This is a genomic window from Paenibacillus methanolicus, from assembly GCF_008124765.1.
GTDB lineage: Bacteria > Bacillota > Bacilli > Paenibacillales > Paenibacillaceae > Paenibacillus_Z > Paenibacillus_Z methanolicus.
Window position 1 is genome coordinate 75269 of sequence record NZ_VNHS01000009.1, and the last position, 16701, is coordinate 91969.

At 58.8% G+C, this 16701-nt stretch carries 15 protein-coding genes; 11 read left to right on the forward strand and 4 right to left on the reverse strand.

Going from position 1 to position 16701, the window contains the following annotated elements; genetic code table 11:
• Positions 1–16: 16 nt before the first annotated feature.
• Genes BCM02_RS22745 through BCM02_RS22755 form a run of 3 tightly spaced genes read left to right on the forward strand, consistent with a single transcriptional unit; the run spans position 17 to position 3150 of the window.
• Positions 17–958 carry a pilus assembly protein gene (locus BCM02_RS22745; protein WP_148931432.1) on the forward strand — a complete coding sequence of 314 codons (942 nt, stop codon included), beginning with the start codon at positions 17–19 and terminating at the stop codon, positions 956–958.
• A gap of 15 nt (positions 959–973) precedes the next feature.
• Positions 974–1486, forward strand: a complete 513-nt coding sequence (locus BCM02_RS36385) for a prepilin peptidase (protein ID WP_148931433.1) — start codon at positions 974–976, stop codon at positions 1484–1486.
• Positions 1487–1503: 17 nt separating this feature from the next.
• Positions 1504–3150 carry a DUF6382 domain-containing protein gene (locus BCM02_RS22755; protein ID WP_148931434.1) on the forward strand — a complete coding sequence of 549 codons (1647 nt, stop codon included), beginning with the start codon at positions 1504–1506 and terminating at the stop codon, positions 3148–3150.
• 169 nt (positions 3151–3319) lie between these two features.
• Here BCM02_RS22755 and BCM02_RS22760 read toward each other — a convergent pair whose 3' ends face one another.
• The 3 genes from BCM02_RS22760 to BCM02_RS22770 all read right to left on the reverse strand — a co-directional run bounded on the left by BCM02_RS22760 (position 3320) and on the right by BCM02_RS22770 (position 5816).
• A complete protein-coding gene (locus tag BCM02_RS22760; protein WP_148931435.1) occupies positions 3320–4231 on the reverse strand; it encodes a TIGR01777 family oxidoreductase in 912 nt (303 codons plus the stop codon).
• 44 nt (positions 4232–4275) lie between these two features.
• Entirely contained in the window at positions 4276–5022 is a 747-nt protein-coding gene (locus BCM02_RS22765; protein WP_148931436.1) for a hypothetical protein, read from the reverse strand.
• Positions 5023–5378: 356 nt separating this feature from the next.
• Positions 5379–5816, reverse strand: coding sequence for a DUF2621 domain-containing protein (locus BCM02_RS22770; protein WP_148931437.1), 438 nt, complete (start codon positions 5814–5816; stop codon positions 5379–5381).
• A 318-nt stretch (positions 5817–6134) separates the two neighbouring features.
• Here BCM02_RS22770 and BCM02_RS22775 point away from each other — a divergent pair, with 318 nt between their 5' ends.
• The 4 genes from BCM02_RS22775 (at position 6135) to ppnP (ending at position 11141) form a co-directional block, all read left to right on the forward strand.
• Positions 6135–7262, forward strand: coding sequence for a deoxyribonuclease IV (locus BCM02_RS22775; RefSeq protein ID WP_148931438.1), 1128 nt, complete (start codon positions 6135–6137; stop codon positions 7260–7262).
• 91 nt (positions 7263–7353) lie between these two features.
• Positions 7354–8253: a formyltetrahydrofolate deformylase gene (purU, locus tag BCM02_RS22780; protein ID WP_148931439.1), complete on the forward strand. Its 900-nt coding sequence runs from the start codon at positions 7354–7356 to the stop codon at positions 8251–8253.
• A gap of 386 nt (positions 8254–8639) precedes the next feature.
• The gene (tkt, locus tag BCM02_RS22785) at positions 8640–10655 is read left to right on the forward strand and encodes a transketolase (protein WP_148931440.1); all 2016 of its coding nucleotides are present in this window, start codon (positions 8640–8642) and stop codon (positions 10653–10655) included.
• Between the two features lie 168 nt (positions 10656–10823).
• Entirely contained in the window at positions 10824–11141 is a 318-nt protein-coding gene (gene ppnP / locus BCM02_RS22790; protein ID WP_148931441.1) for a pyrimidine/purine nucleoside phosphorylase, read from the forward strand.
• Between the two features lie 90 nt (positions 11142–11231).
• Here ppnP and BCM02_RS22795 read toward each other — a convergent pair whose 3' ends face one another.
• A complete protein-coding gene (locus tag BCM02_RS22795) occupies positions 11232–12533 on the reverse strand; it encodes an NAD(P)-binding domain-containing protein (RefSeq protein ID WP_148931442.1) in 1302 nt (433 codons plus the stop codon).
• 199 nt (positions 12534–12732) lie between these two features.
• Here BCM02_RS22795 and BCM02_RS22800 point away from each other — a divergent pair, with 199 nt between their 5' ends.
• From BCM02_RS22800 to BCM02_RS22815, 4 genes are all read left to right on the forward strand, one after another.
• Complete coding sequence (locus tag BCM02_RS22800; protein ID WP_148931443.1) at positions 12733–14082, forward strand: glucose-6-phosphate isomerase; 1350 nt, start codon at positions 12733–12735, stop codon at positions 14080–14082.
• A 39-nt stretch (positions 14083–14121) separates the two neighbouring features.
• Complete coding sequence (locus BCM02_RS22805; protein ID WP_148931444.1) at positions 14122–14754, forward strand: YigZ family protein; 633 nt, start codon at positions 14122–14124, stop codon at positions 14752–14754.
• Positions 14755–15088: 334 nt separating this feature from the next.
• The gene (gene cysT, locus BCM02_RS22810) at positions 15089–15904 is read left to right on the forward strand and encodes a sulfate ABC transporter permease subunit CysT (RefSeq protein WP_246183511.1); all 816 of its coding nucleotides are present in this window, start codon (positions 15089–15091) and stop codon (positions 15902–15904) included.
• Positions 15901–16698, forward strand: a complete 798-nt coding sequence (locus tag BCM02_RS22815) for a sulfate ABC transporter permease subunit (protein ID WP_148931445.1) — start codon at positions 15901–15903, stop codon at positions 16696–16698. Before cysT ends, BCM02_RS22815 begins: the two co-directional genes overlap by 4 nt.
• Positions 16699–16701 lie beyond the last annotated feature (3 nt).

Genomic DNA, 16701 nt, shown 5'->3' on the forward strand with positions numbered 1-16701 from the left:
GCGGGTCTCGAGGCGAATGAAGCGAAATCGGGACGGGATGGGGAACGAAGCGGGAGGAATCGTGGTCGAGGCCTCTTTGATCGCGCCGATCGTCATGATGGCGATCGTTCTCTTCATCTGTCTCGTTCGGCTGGCCGCCGTACAAATGGCCGTTCACGGCGCGGCCTCCCAGGTGGCGCGGCAGACGGCCGCCGGCATGTATCCGGTGTCGCTCGCCTCGGCCCATGCCGCGCAGGCGCTTCCCGCGCTGCCCGGGGGCGTGCAGCTGCCTGGAATGGAGCAAGCCGGCGTGGCGCTGAAAGAATGGCTGCCCGCTCCGGTAGGCCCGATGTTGGGCGCGATACTTCAGGGGAACTGGCAGGAGGCGGGCAATGCCGCCGGGTCGGAAGTAGCGAAGACCGCGTTATTGCCGCTGCTGCGTCAATCCGCGGACGAACGCGTGCTGGATCCCGGCCGGATGACGATATCGTATGTCGCGCTTCCGGATTTCTCGGGCGATTCCGGCTCGAACGTGGTCATTGAAGCTGAGTACCGTTTCCCGCTGCATATGCCGTTTACGAGGAAGAACATTATCTTGAAGGAGCGGGCGGTGGAGCGCGGTTGGTTGAGCGACTCGACGCCTGCCGCGCGGGTGGGCGATTCCGATTCCGAAGGGACATCCACGCTCCAGATCGCTTCCATCGAACCGGATCCGCTGCGGCCTGGCCGCAAAGCAACCGTCACGGCGGTCGCCGATCCGGGAACGGCGGTTTCGGTATCCGTCCGCTATAAGAGCGGCGCGAGCACGGCCAAGCATCTTGGCGACGCGACGGTGGGAGCGGACGGTACCGTGTCCTGGACCTGGCATGTATCGGGCAACACGACCCCAGGGGTATGGGAGCTCGTCGTGACGGCGGCGGACGGCACCCGTGTCGCGCGTCATTTCGTCGTGGAGAGAAAGGCCGCAGACAACGAGTAATGAAAGGAGATTGATATGATGACTATTACCGGCACGGGAGCTGCTATTGTACTAGCGTGCGCGTTCGCGACGGATATGCGCGCCATGCGCATTCCGAACCTGCTGACGGTCATCGGCTTTGCGTCCGGCGTGATCTGCCAGCTGCTAACGGCAGGCTGGCATGGCGGTCAGATTGCGCTCGTAGGCGCATTAGCCGGATTTTTGCCCTTCTTCCTCCTCTATCTGTTCAAGGGCATCGGCGCAGGTGACGTCAAGTTGTTCGCCGCGCTCGGCGCTTGGTTAGGGGCGGCGGCGGTGCTGAACGTCGCCATGTACGCGATTTTGTATGCTGGCGCCCTAGGACTGCTCTACATGCTTGCCTCGCGTCCGTTCTGCCGGCGGATGTTGGGCGGCATGGCTGTTCTGCTGAGTCCGGGGGCTGCTGGCAAACGGGAGGCGCTCCATGGCTGGGAAGCGGGAGCGAAGCGGTTTCCCTTCATGATCGCCGTGCTCCCGGCCGCTATATCCGTCTGGGCGATGGGAAGTTAACAGGAAGGAGAACGATAATGGACATGGACGAACTGCGCATCGATTTTGCAATGAACCATGAGCACGAGATGGTCATCGACCGTGCGGGAGGCATTGCTCGAGAGGAATTGGACGAAGTCGAGATCGCCATGCTTCAGGGCGGTCGGTCCATTCCGCGGTTGCTGCGCATGGAATGGAGCGATATGGACGGCAACGTCGTGTTCTGCTATCCCTTAACGGGCCGAAGACTGCTGACGCATCGGATGCGGACGCAGCCGGTCGGGATGATGGACTACTACGCGATCCTGTTGGCGCTTGTGGAGGCGATCGACGATTGTAAAGATTATATGCTTCGGCCGGAAGGCTTTCTGCTGCAGGAACAAGCGATTTTTACCGGCGACCGGCTTGACGATTTGGCGCTCTGCTACGTGCCGCTCCGCCAGTCGAAGGCAGGTTCGCAGCGCGTTTCCGAAATCGTGCTCGCGCTCGCCGTCAAGTGGCTGGGCTATGTCGGCCAGCCGGACGGGGAGGGAATGAAACAAATATTCCGGCATCTTCGCGAAGAGTATGTGGCTTGGCGGGAACTTCGCCAGACGCTGCTGCGATTAATTGGCGGCATCCCGACAGATGGACCAGGGCAGGCGGAAGCGTCAGCGCAAGTAGAAGGGCTCGTCGAACAGGCTCTAGAACCATGGCATGCCGAGCCAATTGCGAGAACGCCCGGTCATTCGGAAGGATGGAGGTCGTCCGGCGGCATGCTCGAGCAGCCTTGGCAGGCGCAGCCTTTCGCTGCCATGGGATCGCAATCGGCTCAAGTCGACTATCCGGAGCCGCAGCGCGTAAGAAGCGAACCGGCCGATACCGGCGGCACGAACGCTCCGCGCCAGCAATGGATGCTCGGGGCGGCTTTGATTGTCGGCCTCGCTTGCGCGTGGCGATTTGTTTATTTTGCCGGGCCTTCCTCTACGTCTCTGAAAATCTCGCTAGGCCTGACCGCGATCGCCGCGGCAGCCGGCATTATTGCCGGCAGAAGAATGATGGGCGGCGCTCAAGCGGGGCGGCTTGAAGAAGAGGAGGGGATTGCCGCGCCGGATGACCAGCCGGAACATCCTGCCTGGTCTTGGAGGGCGGAACAAGGCGCGACTCCAGATGCTTCCGTGGTCAGGCAGCAAAATGACCCGTTCGGCGATTCGGAGCGAAGGTTCGGGGAGGCATGGGAAGCGGATGTGAAGACGCGAAGCGACGGCGTTCTTTATGGAGGGGCAGGCCAGACGTTGCAAGCCGCGATGCCTAGCGGCCGGCTGCCGGCGGCCGCTTCCCCGGAAGCGACCGTTTGGCTTGGGCAACCCGGCGGCAATGAAGCGGCCGGCGGCCTCGTTGCGGGACAATGGCTGGAACGGCAAACGGAAGGCAAAACGGAACGAATCGACGTTGCGGGGAGTCTCGTGATCGGCCGTTCGGGCGACGGCGTACAGTATGTGGATGCGGCGCCCGGTATTTCTCGCGTACATCTGGAGATTCGGGCCAGCGGGGCGAGCTGGTCCGCCAAAGATGTCGGATCGCGAAACGGGAGCACGCTAAACGGCGTGATGATGATTCCCTACAAGGCTTATCCGCTGAACGCCGGCGATGTGATGCAATTGGCCGGGGATAAGGGACCCAGGTACATCTGCAAAGCTGGGTAGTTGGTGACGATGGCGGGACATTCTGGCGGATCCGAGCATTCATCCGCTCCGCCCATACGGCATACGAACAAAAAGACGCGCTCAACCTCATGCTGCGAGCATGCGATTGAGCGCGTCTTCTTTTGTCGCCAAGTAGGAGGGTAGCGGGATGCAAACAGCTGGCTGTTGCTTACGTCCGCGTCCTCTTTCCGACCAAATCGACCATGGCGCTCTCGATCGTCGGATAGCGGAAATCGAATCCGTTCTGCTGCAGCTTGGCGGGCAGGATGCGCTGCCCTTGAAGCAGCAGGGACGACATTTCGCCCAGCACCGTCTTAAGCAGGAAGGCGGGGACCGGGAACCAATGCGGTCTTCGCATCGCTTTGCCGAGCGCGCGGCCGAATTGGTCGTTCGTCACCGGCTGCGGCGCACATGCGTTCACCGGACCCGCAATATCGCGCTTGTCGATGCAGAAGAGCAGCATCCGGGTCATGTCCTCGGCATGAATCCAGGACATCCATTGGCGGCCGCTGCCGACTCTGCCTCCGCCGAACAAGCGATAGGGCAAGGCCATAAGCGGGAAGGCGCCGCCGCCATTGCCCAGCACGAGACTGACGCGCACGAGCACGAGCCGTTCCGCCGGAATGGTGCGCGCCGCCGCTTCCCACTGTTCCACCACGCTTCCGAGGAAATCGTTGATGTGCGCGGGACTCTCTTCGTCGAACGTCTTCGTGTCGGATGTGCCGTAGATCGAGATGCCGGAGGCGTTCACGACCGTATCCGGCTTCTGCCGGAGTTCGCCGACGAGCTTGGCGATGCGCGCGGCCGCGTCCGTGCGGGAATTCAAGATTCTCGTCTTGGCGTTGGCGCTCCAGCGCTGATTGATCGATTCGCCCGCTAAATTCACGATGCATTGGGTCCCTTCGAGAAGCGCAGGTTCCTGCTCCAGCTGCCGCCACGTCGCATAACGCAGCCGCTCCTGCCCGGGGCGAGCGTCAGCGGGTTTGCGGGAGATGATCCACACTTCGTCCCCTCGGGCGAGAAGCGCCAAGACGAGCGCTTGCCCGACGAAGCCGGTCCCCCCGGTTACGGCGATTTTCATGCTATGACTCCTTCCCGCCGTCAAAGCCGGGCGCGAATGCCCGGTTAACGTTCTTGGATGCCGGTTAACCAGCGTTCTACGTATTTCTCTCCGCCGGCTTCGATTTCCTTCCGCGTATAGGAGAACCTAACGGGCGTGCCGTCCGCATGATCGTCAATCTTGCTCAGCTTCTCTTCGATCGTCTCGTCGATTTGGAATACCGTCGGCACGCCGTTGATATTGATCTCGACCGAGTGGGAATCGATTTGGCCCATGTAGAGGCCGTTGCCTCTCAATTGCCCGGTTGGCAGCGCCGCCGCTTTCGTTTGGTCCGCGGCTTGGGCAGCGATGCCGGAGAGGGCCGTCTTGGGCGCGGAGGCTGCGGCCGTACGGGAGGTTTTGGCCGAAAGGGGCTGAACCTCTTCCGCTATTCCGGATGCCGGCTTGGGATGGATGGTTGAGGCGGTGCCGGCCGATGCCGTTTCCCGCTGACCCGGTTCTTCAATCATCCGCTCGGACCTGTCGCCCGCGGGCGTTGGCTTAAGCGTCGGCTTAAGCGTGGCCCGGTCGGCCGGATCGCCGTTTCGGGCGCTGGCCGTCAACCCGGAAGCGGGCGGAGCCTCGTCTAATTCCGCTTCTCCGGATTCGGAACCTAAGACGCTGGCCGTCGTGCCGGCCGGCGACAGCGCGGAGGCTTGTCCTTCTTCCTCGGTGGCTAATCTAGCGCCGCAACCAACCGTAGCGGCAAGCATGAAGCAGAGCAGGGCGAGTACGCCCGCGCGCGCTGTTTGTGGTTTTCTCGTCCGTCTCATTGTCATCGTCTCCTCCTGATGTACTTATCCTATGTATACCCATCGCGCATTCAGTACAACCCTGCCGAGACCGTGACAAATAGGAGAGAGACGCAATGAAATACATAGGAAAATAAATCAAGCAGGGCCTGCGTTTTCATCGTAGAGCGGCTAACGAGGAAGAAGTGTGGCAGCGGAAGAAGGCGCGGAATCATTCGTAACGAACGGCTGCGTATGTGTATATTCGCCTAGCGGGCGGATGGCGCGGGAAATCCGAGTGGCTTAGTATCGCGGCTCTATTTCATTCCGAACATCTCGATCTAACAAAAAACGCCGCCGGCTAGGCCGGCGGCGTTGATAGGCGCATGGTTAAGGCGCTATCGGTTGAACAAATGCTGATAGGGCTGATAATCGATGCCCCGCTTGTCCAAGAACGAGATTAAGCTGCGATAGTCGCGTTTGGGCGTCGCTTTAATATAACCGGCGATGCAGTGGTTGCGCGTGACTTCTTCCGCCCCGCTCTCGATGGCGTACTGCGCGATGCTGGCCGCGATCGAGTGCTTCGCGATATCGCGGAACGGTCCCGGTACCGGCTGAACCAGCTCGTCGAGGAATGCCTTGGAATCGTCCGGCCACATGTGACGGCTGCGGTCGACCCAGTAATTTTGCCAGTCGAGCTTGGACTTGCCGTCTCGCTTCGGCAGCACTTTCAAAAATTTGCGGAACATGAAATATCCGCCGATCGCCATGGCGCCGAGCATGACGAACGCCCAAAATACGATGAAAAACATAAACCAATCCGGAGCATTGCCCATTCGAGTCGTTCACCTCATTAACGATATGTTACGTTGACCGCCTAAAGCGGCACCGGAGCGTGCTTCATTCATGTACAATAATTTCTTTGCGAATCGGCCTCTGAATAGGAGCTGCCCGCGCCGCGCCGACATTGAACGGCGGGCGAGCGCTTGTCCGCGGCCGCGCGTCCATTTTGCCTGCATCCATTATAAGTCACCGGCGAGTCCAGCCGCAACCGCAAACAGCTGACTTTACCAGCGCCCGTACGCCTAGATTTATTTATCCGTTGCCTGTAAAATAAGGGGATACGCGTTTCAATACGAAAGGGGCGAATATCGTTGCTCAAAATCGGATCTCACGTTTCGTTTTCGGACAAGGGCTTGCTCACGGCGACCAAAGAAGCGGTTTCTTACGGTTCCAACTCGTTCATGATTTACACGGGCGCTCCGCAGAACACGCGGCGCAAGCCGATTGAAGATCTATATATCGAAGAAGGCAAAGCCGCGATGGCGGAAGCGGGCATCGAAGAGATCGTCGTCCATGCGCCGTACATTATCAACCTCGGCTCCTACAAGGAAGATACGTTCGACCTCGCGGTCAACTTCCTGCAGGAAGAGATTCGCCGCACCGATAAGATCGGCGTGCGCAACATCGTGCTTCATCCGGGCGCATACACGGATAAGGACGCGGAATACGGCATCGCGCGCATCGCCGAGGGCTTGAACCTCGTGCTCGAAGGCACGAAGGAGACGAAGGTCAACATCGCGCTCGAGACGATGGCGGGCAAAGGGACTGAGATCGGCCGCAGCTTCGAGGAGATCGCGGCGATCATCGACAAGGTGCAGGCCAATGAACGGCTCACCGTCTGCATGGACACCTGTCACATGCACGATGCCGGCTACGACCTGAACGACGACCTGGACGGCGTGCTGGAGCAATTCGATAAAATCGTCGGTTTGGACCGCGTCGCCGTCGTGCACGTGAACGACAGCAAAAATCCGCGCGGCGCCGGCAAAGACCGTCATGCTCCGGTAGGCGCGGGCTGGCTCGGATTCGATACGATCCGCAGCATCGTGCATCATGACGCGCTCAAGGGCCGCCCGTTCATCCTCGAGACGCCATGGATCGGACAGAACGACAAAACGGTCCGCCCGATGTACGAAGCCGAAATCGCGCTTCTGCGCGGCGATGCGGAGAACCGTTTCGGCGGCGAATTTTTCGAGGACGTGGAGCGCTTGGCCTTCTTCTTCAACAAGCAGGAGATCGATCGCCGCGCTTACGTGCTCTCGACATGGGACGTGCTCAAGTCGGATGCGAAAGCACGGAAAGCCGATCCGCGCGAGCCGATGGACAGGCTGTTCGATCTCGTCCAGGAGCACCGGGTGCTGCCCGAGCTCCCCGAAGAAGCGGTTAATCACCGCATTACGGCATGGTTTGCCGGCAAGGCGCTGCTCGTGAACGTCTAAGGCGTGTCGGATCAACCGGCCGGGAGCCTTGCGGCATTAACGTTTTATACAGCGAATCAATCGTTCAATGGGGAAGGAAGAAATCGTTTTTATGTCAAACACGTATCAAGCCAAACAACCCTCGCAGCGTCCGGATAACGCGAACCGCGCGCGCATGCTGATCTCGTGCCCGGACCGTCCGGGCATCGTGGCGGCCGTCTCGCAATTTCTGTACGAGCACGGCGCCAACATCGTGCAATCCGACCAATATTCGATGGATCCGGGGGGCGGCATGTTCTTCATCCGTTTCGAATTCGATCTGTCGGATCTGGAGAAGGAGCTGCCGGTGCTGCAGGAGGACTTCGCCCGCGTCGCCGACCGTTTCGAGATGAAATGGCACACGTTCCGCGCAAGCCGCCGGAAGCGCCTGGCCGTGTTCGTATCGAAGGAAGATCACTGTCTGCTGGAGCTGCTGTGGCAATGGCAGGCGGGCGATCTGGACGCGGACATCTCGATGGTCATCAGCAACCATCCGGACATGCGCGAGCTGGTCGAGTCGTTCGGCATCCCGTATCTGCACATCCCGGTTACCCCGGATACGAAGGCGGAAGCGGAGAAGCAGCAGCTTGAAGCGGTCGTCGGCAAAGCCGACCTGATCGTGCTGGCACGTTACATGCAGATCATCACGCCGAAATTCATCGAGCAGTTCCCGAACCGGATTATCAACATTCACCATTCCTTCCTTCCGGCGTTCGTCGGCGGCAAGCCGTATCAGCAGGCGTACCAACGCGGCGTCAAGATCATCGGCGCGACCGCGCACTACGTCACCGAAGAGCTGGATGGCGGACCGATCATCGAGCAGGACGTGCAGCGCGTCAGCCACCGGGACAACGTCGAGGATCTCAAGCGGATCGGACGGACGATCGAACGCGTCGTGCTCGCGCGCGGCGTGAAGTGGCACGTGGAAGACCGCATTCTCGTACATCAGAACAAGACGGTTGTCTTTAATTAAATCGGCATATTCTAGGGCGTCGGCGATAAGCCGGCGCTTTTGCTTTGTGCAGATACGCTCGGCTTGAATGGTTGTGAAAGAAGTTGTGAAAGATTCATAAGGGCTTCATGTTCTCTTCATCAACTCTTCATGAAAACGGCCGAAGCTGAATGGTATCATTTAAATACAAAATCGTACGATAATTGGCGAAATTGCGGAAATCCTTCGGTTTTTATAAGCGAATTTTGCATTCTGCTGGTTACGTGCGAGCATTTTGTCGCTTTACGGTTTAAAAGATGGAAATGGCCGGGGCGTAGTGGTACAATATTTCAAAGCCAGTGCGCGAAAAGCGCTATAGAGAAGAGAGAAAAACTAACGGAAGCAAGGAATAGGAGGAATTTTCTGTCATGACAGTCACGCAAAAATCGATCGACCAGCTTTCCATTGACACGATCCGCACGCTCGCGATCGATGCCATCGAGAAAGCGAATTCCGGACACCCGGGTATGCCGATGGGCGCAGCGCCTATGGGCTATCAGCTGTTCGCAAAAAGCATGAGACACAACCCGGCTAACCCTAGCTGGATTAACCGCGACCGCTTCGTGCTCTCCGCGGGCCATGGCTCGATGCTGCTGTACAGCTTGCTTCACCTGAGCGGCTACGATCTTCCGATCGAAGAGCTGCACAATTTCCGTCAATGGGGTTCCAAGACGCCGGGCCATCCGGAGTTCGGCCACACGGCGGGCGTAGACGCGACGACAGGTCCGCTCGGCCAAGGCGTAGCGATGGCAGTCGGCATGGCGATGGCGGAAACGCAACTCGGCGCGACTTATAACCAAGATAACTTCAACGTTATCGACCACTTCACATATGCAATCTGTGGCGACGGCGACTTGATGGAAGGCGTAGCAAGCGAAGCAGCTTCGCTCGCGGCGCACCTGAAGCTTGGCAAGCTCGTTGTTCTGTACGATTCGAACGACATCACCCTCGACGGCGAAGCGAATCTGTCGTTCTCCGAGAACGTGCAAGGCCGCTTCGAAGCTTACGGCTGGCAAGTCATCCGCGTGGAAGACGGCAACGATCTGGACGCGCTCGCGAAAGCGGTATCGGCCGCTCAAGCGGATCTGTCCCGCCCGACGCTGATCGAAGTGAAGACGGTTATCGGCTACGGCAGCCCGAACAAAGGCGGCAAAGGCGGACATGCAGGTCCTCACGGATCCCCGCTCGGCGTCGAAGAGACGAAGCTGACGAAGCAATTCTACGCGTGGGAGCATGACGAAGCCTTCACGGTTCCTGCCCAAGTGCGCGAGCATTTCGCGGCGGTTAAAGCAAGCGGCGAGCAAGCGAACGCGGCATGGGATTCAATGTTCGCTTCTTACAAAGAAGCTCACCCTGCGCTTGCGGCGCAATTCGAAACAGCGGTGAACGGCCAGCTCCCAGAAGGTTGGGATCGCGATCTGCCGGTCTACACGACGGAAGACAAACCGGTCTCGACTCGCGTAGCTTCCGGTAACGCGCTGAACGGTCTTGCGAAGAACGTGCCGAACCTCGTTGGCGGTTCCGCCGACCTTGAGAGCTCCACGATGACGCACCTGAAAGGCCTTCCGGTATACAAACCAGGCAACTACAGCGGTCGTAACATCTACTTCGGCGTACGCGAATTCGGCATGGCCGCGGCGATGAACGGGATCAGCCTCCATGGCGGTCTGCGCATCTACGGCGCGACGTTCTTCGTCTTCACGGACTATCTCCGTCCGGCAGTTCGTCTGTCCGCGCTGATGAAGCAACCGGTTGTTTATGTGCTGACGCATGACTCCATCGCGGTTGGCGAAGACGGCCCTACGCATGAGCCGATCGAGCAGCTGGCATCGCTTCGCATCATTCCGGATGTAACGGTTCTTCGTCCGGCCGACGCGAACGAGACGTCCGCGGCATGGGCATTCGCGCTCGAGAACCAATCGAAGCCGGTCGCGCTCGTTCTGACGCGTCAGAACTTGCCGATCCTCGAAGGCACGAACACGAACGCGCGCGAAGGCATCAAGAAAGGCGCTTACGTCGTATCCGAAGCGGCTGGCGACGTGCAAGCGCAAATCATCGCGACGGGTTCCGAGGTTCAATTGGCGGTTGACGCTCAGAAGGCGCTCGCGGCGGAAGGCATTCACGTTCGCGTTATCAGCATGCCAAGCTGGGATCTGTTCGAAGCGCAGCCGCAATCCTACAAGGATTCGGTTATCTTGCCTGAAGTTAAAGCCCGTCTTGCGGTCGAAATGGCTTCGCCGTTCGGCTGGGAGCGCTATGTAGGCGACAAAGGCGCGATCCTCGGCATCAACACGTTCGGCGCTTCGGCACCGGGCAACAAAGTAATCGCAGAGTACGGCTTTACGGTAGAGAACGTCGTCAGCAAAGTCAAAGGCTTGCTGTAATCGAAATTTTCGCCTAACCGCACCAGGTTGTTCATAGCGGGGCTGGCGCCGTCTTCGGGCGGTATCCAGTCCCGTTTTTTTGAAATTAGGATTCTTCCGCGCAGGAAAGCTTTAGATGATTAAAGCAATCATTCAACTTCGACGTTATGAAGGAGCTGTCAACAGACCATGTCCCAATTCGAGAACGTAACCGCAGTGAAGAAAGCCAACATCTATTTCGACGGCAAAGTGACGAGCCGTACGGTCGTTTTCCCCGACGGCACGAAGAAAACGCTGGGCATCATGCTGCCGGGCGAATATGAGTTCGGCACGGACGTGAAAGAAATCATGGAAATTCTCGCGGGCGAGCTGAAAGTGCTGCTCCCGGGCGATTCCGAGTGGATCACGATTTCCGGCGAAGGCGAGTTCACGGTGCCGGCGAACGCGAAGTTCAAGCTTCAAATCGAGACGGTTACCGACTACTGCTGCTCGTACATTCAAGAATAAGCCGATGACAAAAGGCTGCTTCCCGCTCGCGACCGGCTACGATGGCGAGATGGAAACAGCCTTTTTGACAAGGGCGTTGCACGCTAGCGATTAATCAGCCGTCGCGCCTTGCTTGCTAATGTAATCTTCCAGCTGCAGGCGCTGATAAGGCGCCAGTCCAGCGAGCAGGCAGCCGTAACGGAACTCGGCTCCGCTTGGTTCGATGCGGATGATGCGTCCCGTTACCGGCGGAAGCTGCGAATCTTGCGGGAAGTGGATGACGATGAACATGTCCCGCTCAAGCGGTCGGCTGCTGGCGATCTGAACGCCGCGGTCCGATAGATCGACCAGGACGCCATCGATAAAGTGGCCGGAGAACGAGCCTTCCTGCTCCCACTGGTAGACGGACAATTTGAGCGGAACATGCAGCGACAGACGCTCGCTTTTGCGGCGGTCCGAATTGTCCGAGACGACTTCCGCGGCGACGGGCGAAGGCGGCGCAATCGGCTCTTCCGACGAAGCGCCGGGACCGCTGAACCGCTTGTTCGTCCATTCCTCGTAGCAGTTCACGAGCGCGGCCATGTCCAGGTTGCCAAGTCCCATCGATTCGCCGACCTGGAACACGCTCTTGACCGCTTCTAGCACCGGCGTCGGCGTGCGCAGACTGTCCGACAAGGCGGAGGAGAGACGCAAGTCCTTCAACATGAGCGACAGCGAGAATTGCACGCTGAAGTCGCGGTCGAGCAATTTCGGCGTCTTCAATTCCGCGAAACGGCTGTTCGCCGCGCCGGCTTGCACGAGGTCGAGGAAAGCGGCGGCGTCGATTCCGCCGTTCGAGGCAATCGCGAGCCCTTCCGCGAAGGCGGCCGCGTGAATGCCGACCATCGTGTTGTGGGCAAGCTTAGCGGTCTGGCCGCTGCCGCTCGGACCCATGTAGATGATTTTGCGCGCCATTGCCATGATCACGTCATGGGTCTGGGCGAGAATATGCTCGTCCCCGCCGACCATGAACACGAGCGTGCCGCTCTCGGCGGCCGGCTTGCTGCCGGTTACCGGCGCATCGAGGAAGTCGCTGGATTTCGCGGCAATGTCCGCGTACAGCTGCTTGGCGAGCGAAGGCGAGATCGTGCTGCTGTCCATGACGATCGTGCCTGGCATAAGCGAGGCGATAATGCCGTCCTTGCCATAATAAACGTCGCGAATCGAGTCGTCGTTGCTCACCATCGTAATGACGAGTTCGCTTCCGCCGACGGCCTGCGCCGGCGTGTCGGCGAATTCGGCGCCGAGCGCGATCAGTTCGTCCGCTTTGCCCGGCGTGCGGTTGTACACCGTCACGACGTAGCCCTTGCGGAGCAGGTTGGCAGCCATGGGCGCACCCATGACGCCGAGTCCGATAAAGCCGATTTTGTTCATCGTATCTCATCTCCCAGAACGCGTTGGTCAAGCTTTTCCCATCTTACCACAAACTTTGTCGAATGCGGTAAATGGGACCGGGCTTGCTTGTCTTCGGCAGGGAAATCCATTATTCTTAGGTTGCGTTTTAAGAAGGGGACAGGCATCTTGTCTCTACGTTCGAGGGGAATCAATTACATTATTTTTAGGAGGATTCACGATGTCCAAACCCGTACAATTCGACTATAGCAAAGCGCTGGCCTTCCTGGGCCAACACGAAGTAGATTATTTCGCGGAGCAAGTTCGCGTCGCTCACGAGCAATTACATAACGGCACGGGCGCCGGCTCCGATTACCTCGGCTGGATCGACCTGCCGCACAACTACGACAAAGAAGAGTTCGCCCGCATCCAGCAAGCGGCGAAGAAGATCCAATCCGACTCCGAAGTGCTGATCGTCATCGGCATCGGCGGTTCGTACCTCGGCGCGCGCGCGGCGATCGAAGCGCTGTCGCATTCGTTCTACAACATCCTGCCGAACGGCCAGCGCAAGACGCCTCAAGTGCTGTTCGCGGGCAACAACATCAGCTCGACGTACGTGAACCACCTGCTGCAGGTGCTCGAAGGCCGCGACTGGTCGATCAACGTCATTTCCAAATCCGGCACGACGACCGAGCCGGCGCTCGCGTTCCGCGTGTTCCGCGAAGCGCTGGAAGCGAAATACGGCAAAGAAGAGTCCCGCAAACGCATCTACGCGACGACGGACAAAGCGAAAGGCGCCCTGAAGAAGCTGGCGACCGAAGAAGGCTACGAGTCCTTTATCATTCCGGACGACGTAGGCGGCCGTTACTCCGTCCTGACGGCGGTAGGCTTGCTGCCAATCGCCGTAGCCGGCATCGACATCGAGTCGATGATGAAAGGCGCGGCCGACGCGGCAACGGAATACAACAACCCGAACCTGGCGGAGAACGAAGCGTATCAATACGCGGCGGCGCGCAACGCCCTGTACCGCAAAGGCAAAGTAACGGAAATCCTCGTCAACTACGAGCCGTCGCTTCATTTCGTCTCCGAGTGGTGGAAGCAGCTGTTCGGCGAGAGCGAAGGCAAAGACTATAAAGGCATCTATCCGGCATCCGTGGACTTCTCGACGGACCTGCATTCGATGGGCCAATTCATCCAAGAGGGCAACCGGAACATCTTCGAGACGGTTATCCAAGTGGAGAACGTATCCGAGCAGATCACGATCGGCCATGACGCCGACGATCTGGACGGATTGAACTACCTGACGGGCAAGACGATGGACTTCGTCAACAAGAAAGCGTTCGAAGGCACGCTGCTCGCGCACACGGACGGCCAAGTACCGAACTTCATCGTGAACATCAAAGACCTGACGCCGTACACGTTCGGCTACCTCGTCTACTTCTTCGAGAAAGCATGCGGCATCAGCGGCTACCTGCTCGGCGTCAACCCGTTCGACCAACCGGGCGTCGAAGCGTACAAGCGCAACATGTTCGCGCTGCTCGGCAAACCGGGCTTCGAGAAGGAAAAAGCGGAGCTGGAAGCACGTCTGTAAGGCACGTTCGGCGCATGCCGCAAGGAGCGTGATAGCAGCATGTTGAACCGATACAAGACGCTGCGGAAGCAAGCACACCAAGAGATCGTCATCAAGAAGTCCCGTTTCATCGGCTACGGCAAGCCGGTCGAGTCCGAAGAAGAAGCGATCGCGTTCATCGAGGAGATCAAGAAGCTCAACTGGAACGCGACTCACAACTGCTCCGCGTACATGATCGGCGAGCGCGACGAGATTCAGAAGCAGTCCGATGACGGGGAACCGAGCGGCACGGCGGGCAAGCCGATCCTGGAAGTGATCAAGAACCAGGGGCTTAAGAACGTCGTGATCGTCGTGACCCGTTACTTCGGCGGCATTATGCTCGGCGCGGGCGGCCTGATTCGGGCGTACACCGACGGCGCCGTGGCGGCGTCGGAGGCGGCCGAAGCGATCACGCAGGTGCTGCACCGCGAAGTGATCGTCGACGTCGACTATACGTGGTATGGCAAGCTGGAGAACGAGCTGCACGGCAGAGGCGTTCGCGTCGGCGGGACGGCATTTACCGACCGCGTCATCGTGACGTGTCTGCCCGAAGCGCCGGAGGCGGAGCGGTTCGCGGCGTGGATGACGGATCTGACGCAAGGACAGGCGGTCATCGCGATCGGCGAAGAGCGGTATTTTATCGATGGCGAATAGCGTTTCGGCTAACTTCCGTTAGCGTAAGACCCCCGGTATGAACGAAAGACGTTCATGCCGGGGGTCTTTCCTATGCCGGATTTCCGGGCTTACCGGATAAAGGACTGGCTTGATATGGAAGAATACATGACAGTATATTTCGGGGCGTGGGCTTTTTCGCTATGGTCTAGCACCATTTATCAGCGATCGCTATAAACTGCATTAGTTTCGTTGATTTCAGGATTGACGGAACGTCCTTTATTCGGATAAAATAAACCAATACCTAGTAAGTTCATAGGAATTGATAGGTCGCATCCCGCCATTCCACGAGGAAAGCGTCAGGAGGTAAGCCGGTTTGAATATTAGGTTTCGCAGCCGTTGGTGGAGCTTCGGATTCCGGTCCACGATTATGCTCTACTTCGTCCTGCTCATCGTATTGCCGATTATCGGCATCTATACCCAGTCGTTCAAGCTGGGCTGGACGCCGTTCTGGGAAAGCATTAGCGATCCGCTTGCATGGAAAGCCGTGCTGCTGACCCTCAAACTCGCCATTATCGCGACCGTCATTAATATATTCCTGGGGACGATGATCGGATGGGTGCTGATCCGTTACCGATTCCCCGGACGAAGGCTGCTAAACAGCCTCGTCGATCTGCCGTTCGCGCTCCCGACCGCCGTCGGCGGCCTGATGATCTTGTTATTGCTCGGCCCGAATAGTCTCGTAGGCTCGATTGCCTCGGGAATGGGCTTCGATATCGTATTCCACGAACCCGCGATCGTCGTCGCGATGGTGTTCGTGACCTTCCCGTTCGTCATCCGCGCGGTGCAGCCGCTGCTGGAAGAGATGGACAAGTCGGAAGAGGAAGCGGCGTATACGCTCGGCGCTTCCAAGTCGCACACGTTCTTCAACGTGATTTTTCCCTCGATGCTGCCTGGCATCTCGAGCGGCGCGATGCTCGCGTTCTCCCGTGCGCTTGCGGAGTTCGGCGCGGTCGTGCTTGTCGCCGGCAACATCCCGGGCAAGACGCTGATCGCGTCGGTGTACATTTTCGGAGAAATCGAGAGCGACAACCCGCAGGGCGCGGCGGCCGTATCGGTTATGCTGCTGACGCTGTCGTTCCTCATTCTCTGGGCCGTTAACCTTGTGCAGACAAGGAGGCTCGGCAAATGAAAAAGGTATGGATTCCGCTCACGTATCTTGTCTTTATCGTACTGCTCATTATTCCGATTCTCAAAATTTTCACCGGCTCCTGGGCCGAAGGTTGGAGCGGTTTCATCGAGGCGCTGACGCGCAAGCAATCGCTGCACGCGCTCATGATGACGGGCATCATCGTCGTCGTCGTCACCGTGCTGAACACGATTTTCGGCGTCATGTTGGCGCTCTACCTCGTTCGGGCGACTTGGCTCGGACAGCGGATCAAGAATTTACTCAACAGCCTGGTCGACCTGCCGTACGCGGTATCGCCGGTCATCGGCGGCCTGATGATCGTTCTGATCCTCGGACCGAGCACGGCGCTCGGCGCGTTCTTCGAGGATATCGGGTTCAAAATCGTATACGCGCTGCCTGGCATGATACTGGCGACGCTGTTCGTCACCTTCCCGCTCATGGTACGCGAAGTCATGCCGGTGCTGCAGGAGATCGGCGCGCAGCAGGAGGAAGCGGCTTCGACGCTAGGCGCGTACTCGTGGTATACCTTCTGGCATGTCACGTGGCCTTCGATTCGATGGGGCGTTATTTACGGCGTGGTATTGACGGTCGCCCGCTCGCTGGGCGAATTCGGCGCGGTGCTGGTCGTATCGGGCAATATTATGAACAAGACGCAGACGGCGACGACGCTCGTCTATCAAGATGTGGAGAACTTCAACGTCGTGGCGGCCAACGGCGTGGCGCTCGTGCTGGCGGCGTTCTCGGTCGGCTTGCTGCTGCTGATGGAATGGGCGAAGAAAAGAAAGGAAGTGCATTAGACG

Excerpts from the sequence above, each read along its gene's own strand:
- BCM02_RS22765 (WP_148931436.1), bottom strand. The coding sequence starts at position 5,022 with ATGAGACGGACGAGAAAACCACAAACAGCGCGCGCGGGCGTACTCGCC.
- BCM02_RS22760 (WP_148931435.1), bottom strand. The coding sequence starts at position 4,231 with ATGAAAATCGCCGTAACCGGGGGGACCGGCTTCGTCGGGCAAGCGCTC.
- BCM02_RS22815 (WP_148931445.1), top strand. The coding sequence starts at position 15,901 with ATGAAAAAGGTATGGATTCCGCTCACGTATCTTGTCTTTATCGTACTG.
- BCM02_RS22770 (WP_148931437.1), bottom strand. The coding sequence starts at position 5,816 with ATGGGCAATGCTCCGGATTGGTTTATGTTTTTCATCGTATTTTGGGCG.
- BCM02_RS22745 (WP_148931432.1), top strand. The coding sequence starts at position 17 with ATGAAGCGAAATCGGGACGGGATGGGGAACGAAGCGGGAGGAATCGTG.
- BCM02_RS22795 (WP_148931442.1), bottom strand. The coding sequence starts at position 12,533 with ATGAACAAAATCGGCTTTATCGGACTCGGCGTCATGGGTGCGCCCATG.
- BCM02_RS22755 (WP_148931434.1), top strand. The coding sequence starts at position 1,504 with ATGGACATGGACGAACTGCGCATCGATTTTGCAATGAACCATGAGCAC.
- tkt (WP_148931440.1), top strand. The coding sequence starts at position 8,640 with ATGACAGTCACGCAAAAATCGATCGACCAGCTTTCCATTGACACGATC.
- BCM02_RS22805 (WP_148931444.1), top strand. The coding sequence starts at position 14,122 with ATGTTGAACCGATACAAGACGCTGCGGAAGCAAGCACACCAAGAGATC.
- BCM02_RS36385 (WP_148931433.1), top strand. The coding sequence starts at position 974 with ATGATGACTATTACCGGCACGGGAGCTGCTATTGTACTAGCGTGCGCG.
- ppnP (WP_148931441.1), top strand. The coding sequence starts at position 10,824 with ATGTCCCAATTCGAGAACGTAACCGCAGTGAAGAAAGCCAACATCTAT.
- BCM02_RS22800 (WP_148931443.1), top strand. The coding sequence starts at position 12,733 with ATGTCCAAACCCGTACAATTCGACTATAGCAAAGCGCTGGCCTTCCTG.
- purU (WP_148931439.1), top strand. The coding sequence starts at position 7,354 with ATGTCAAACACGTATCAAGCCAAACAACCCTCGCAGCGTCCGGATAAC.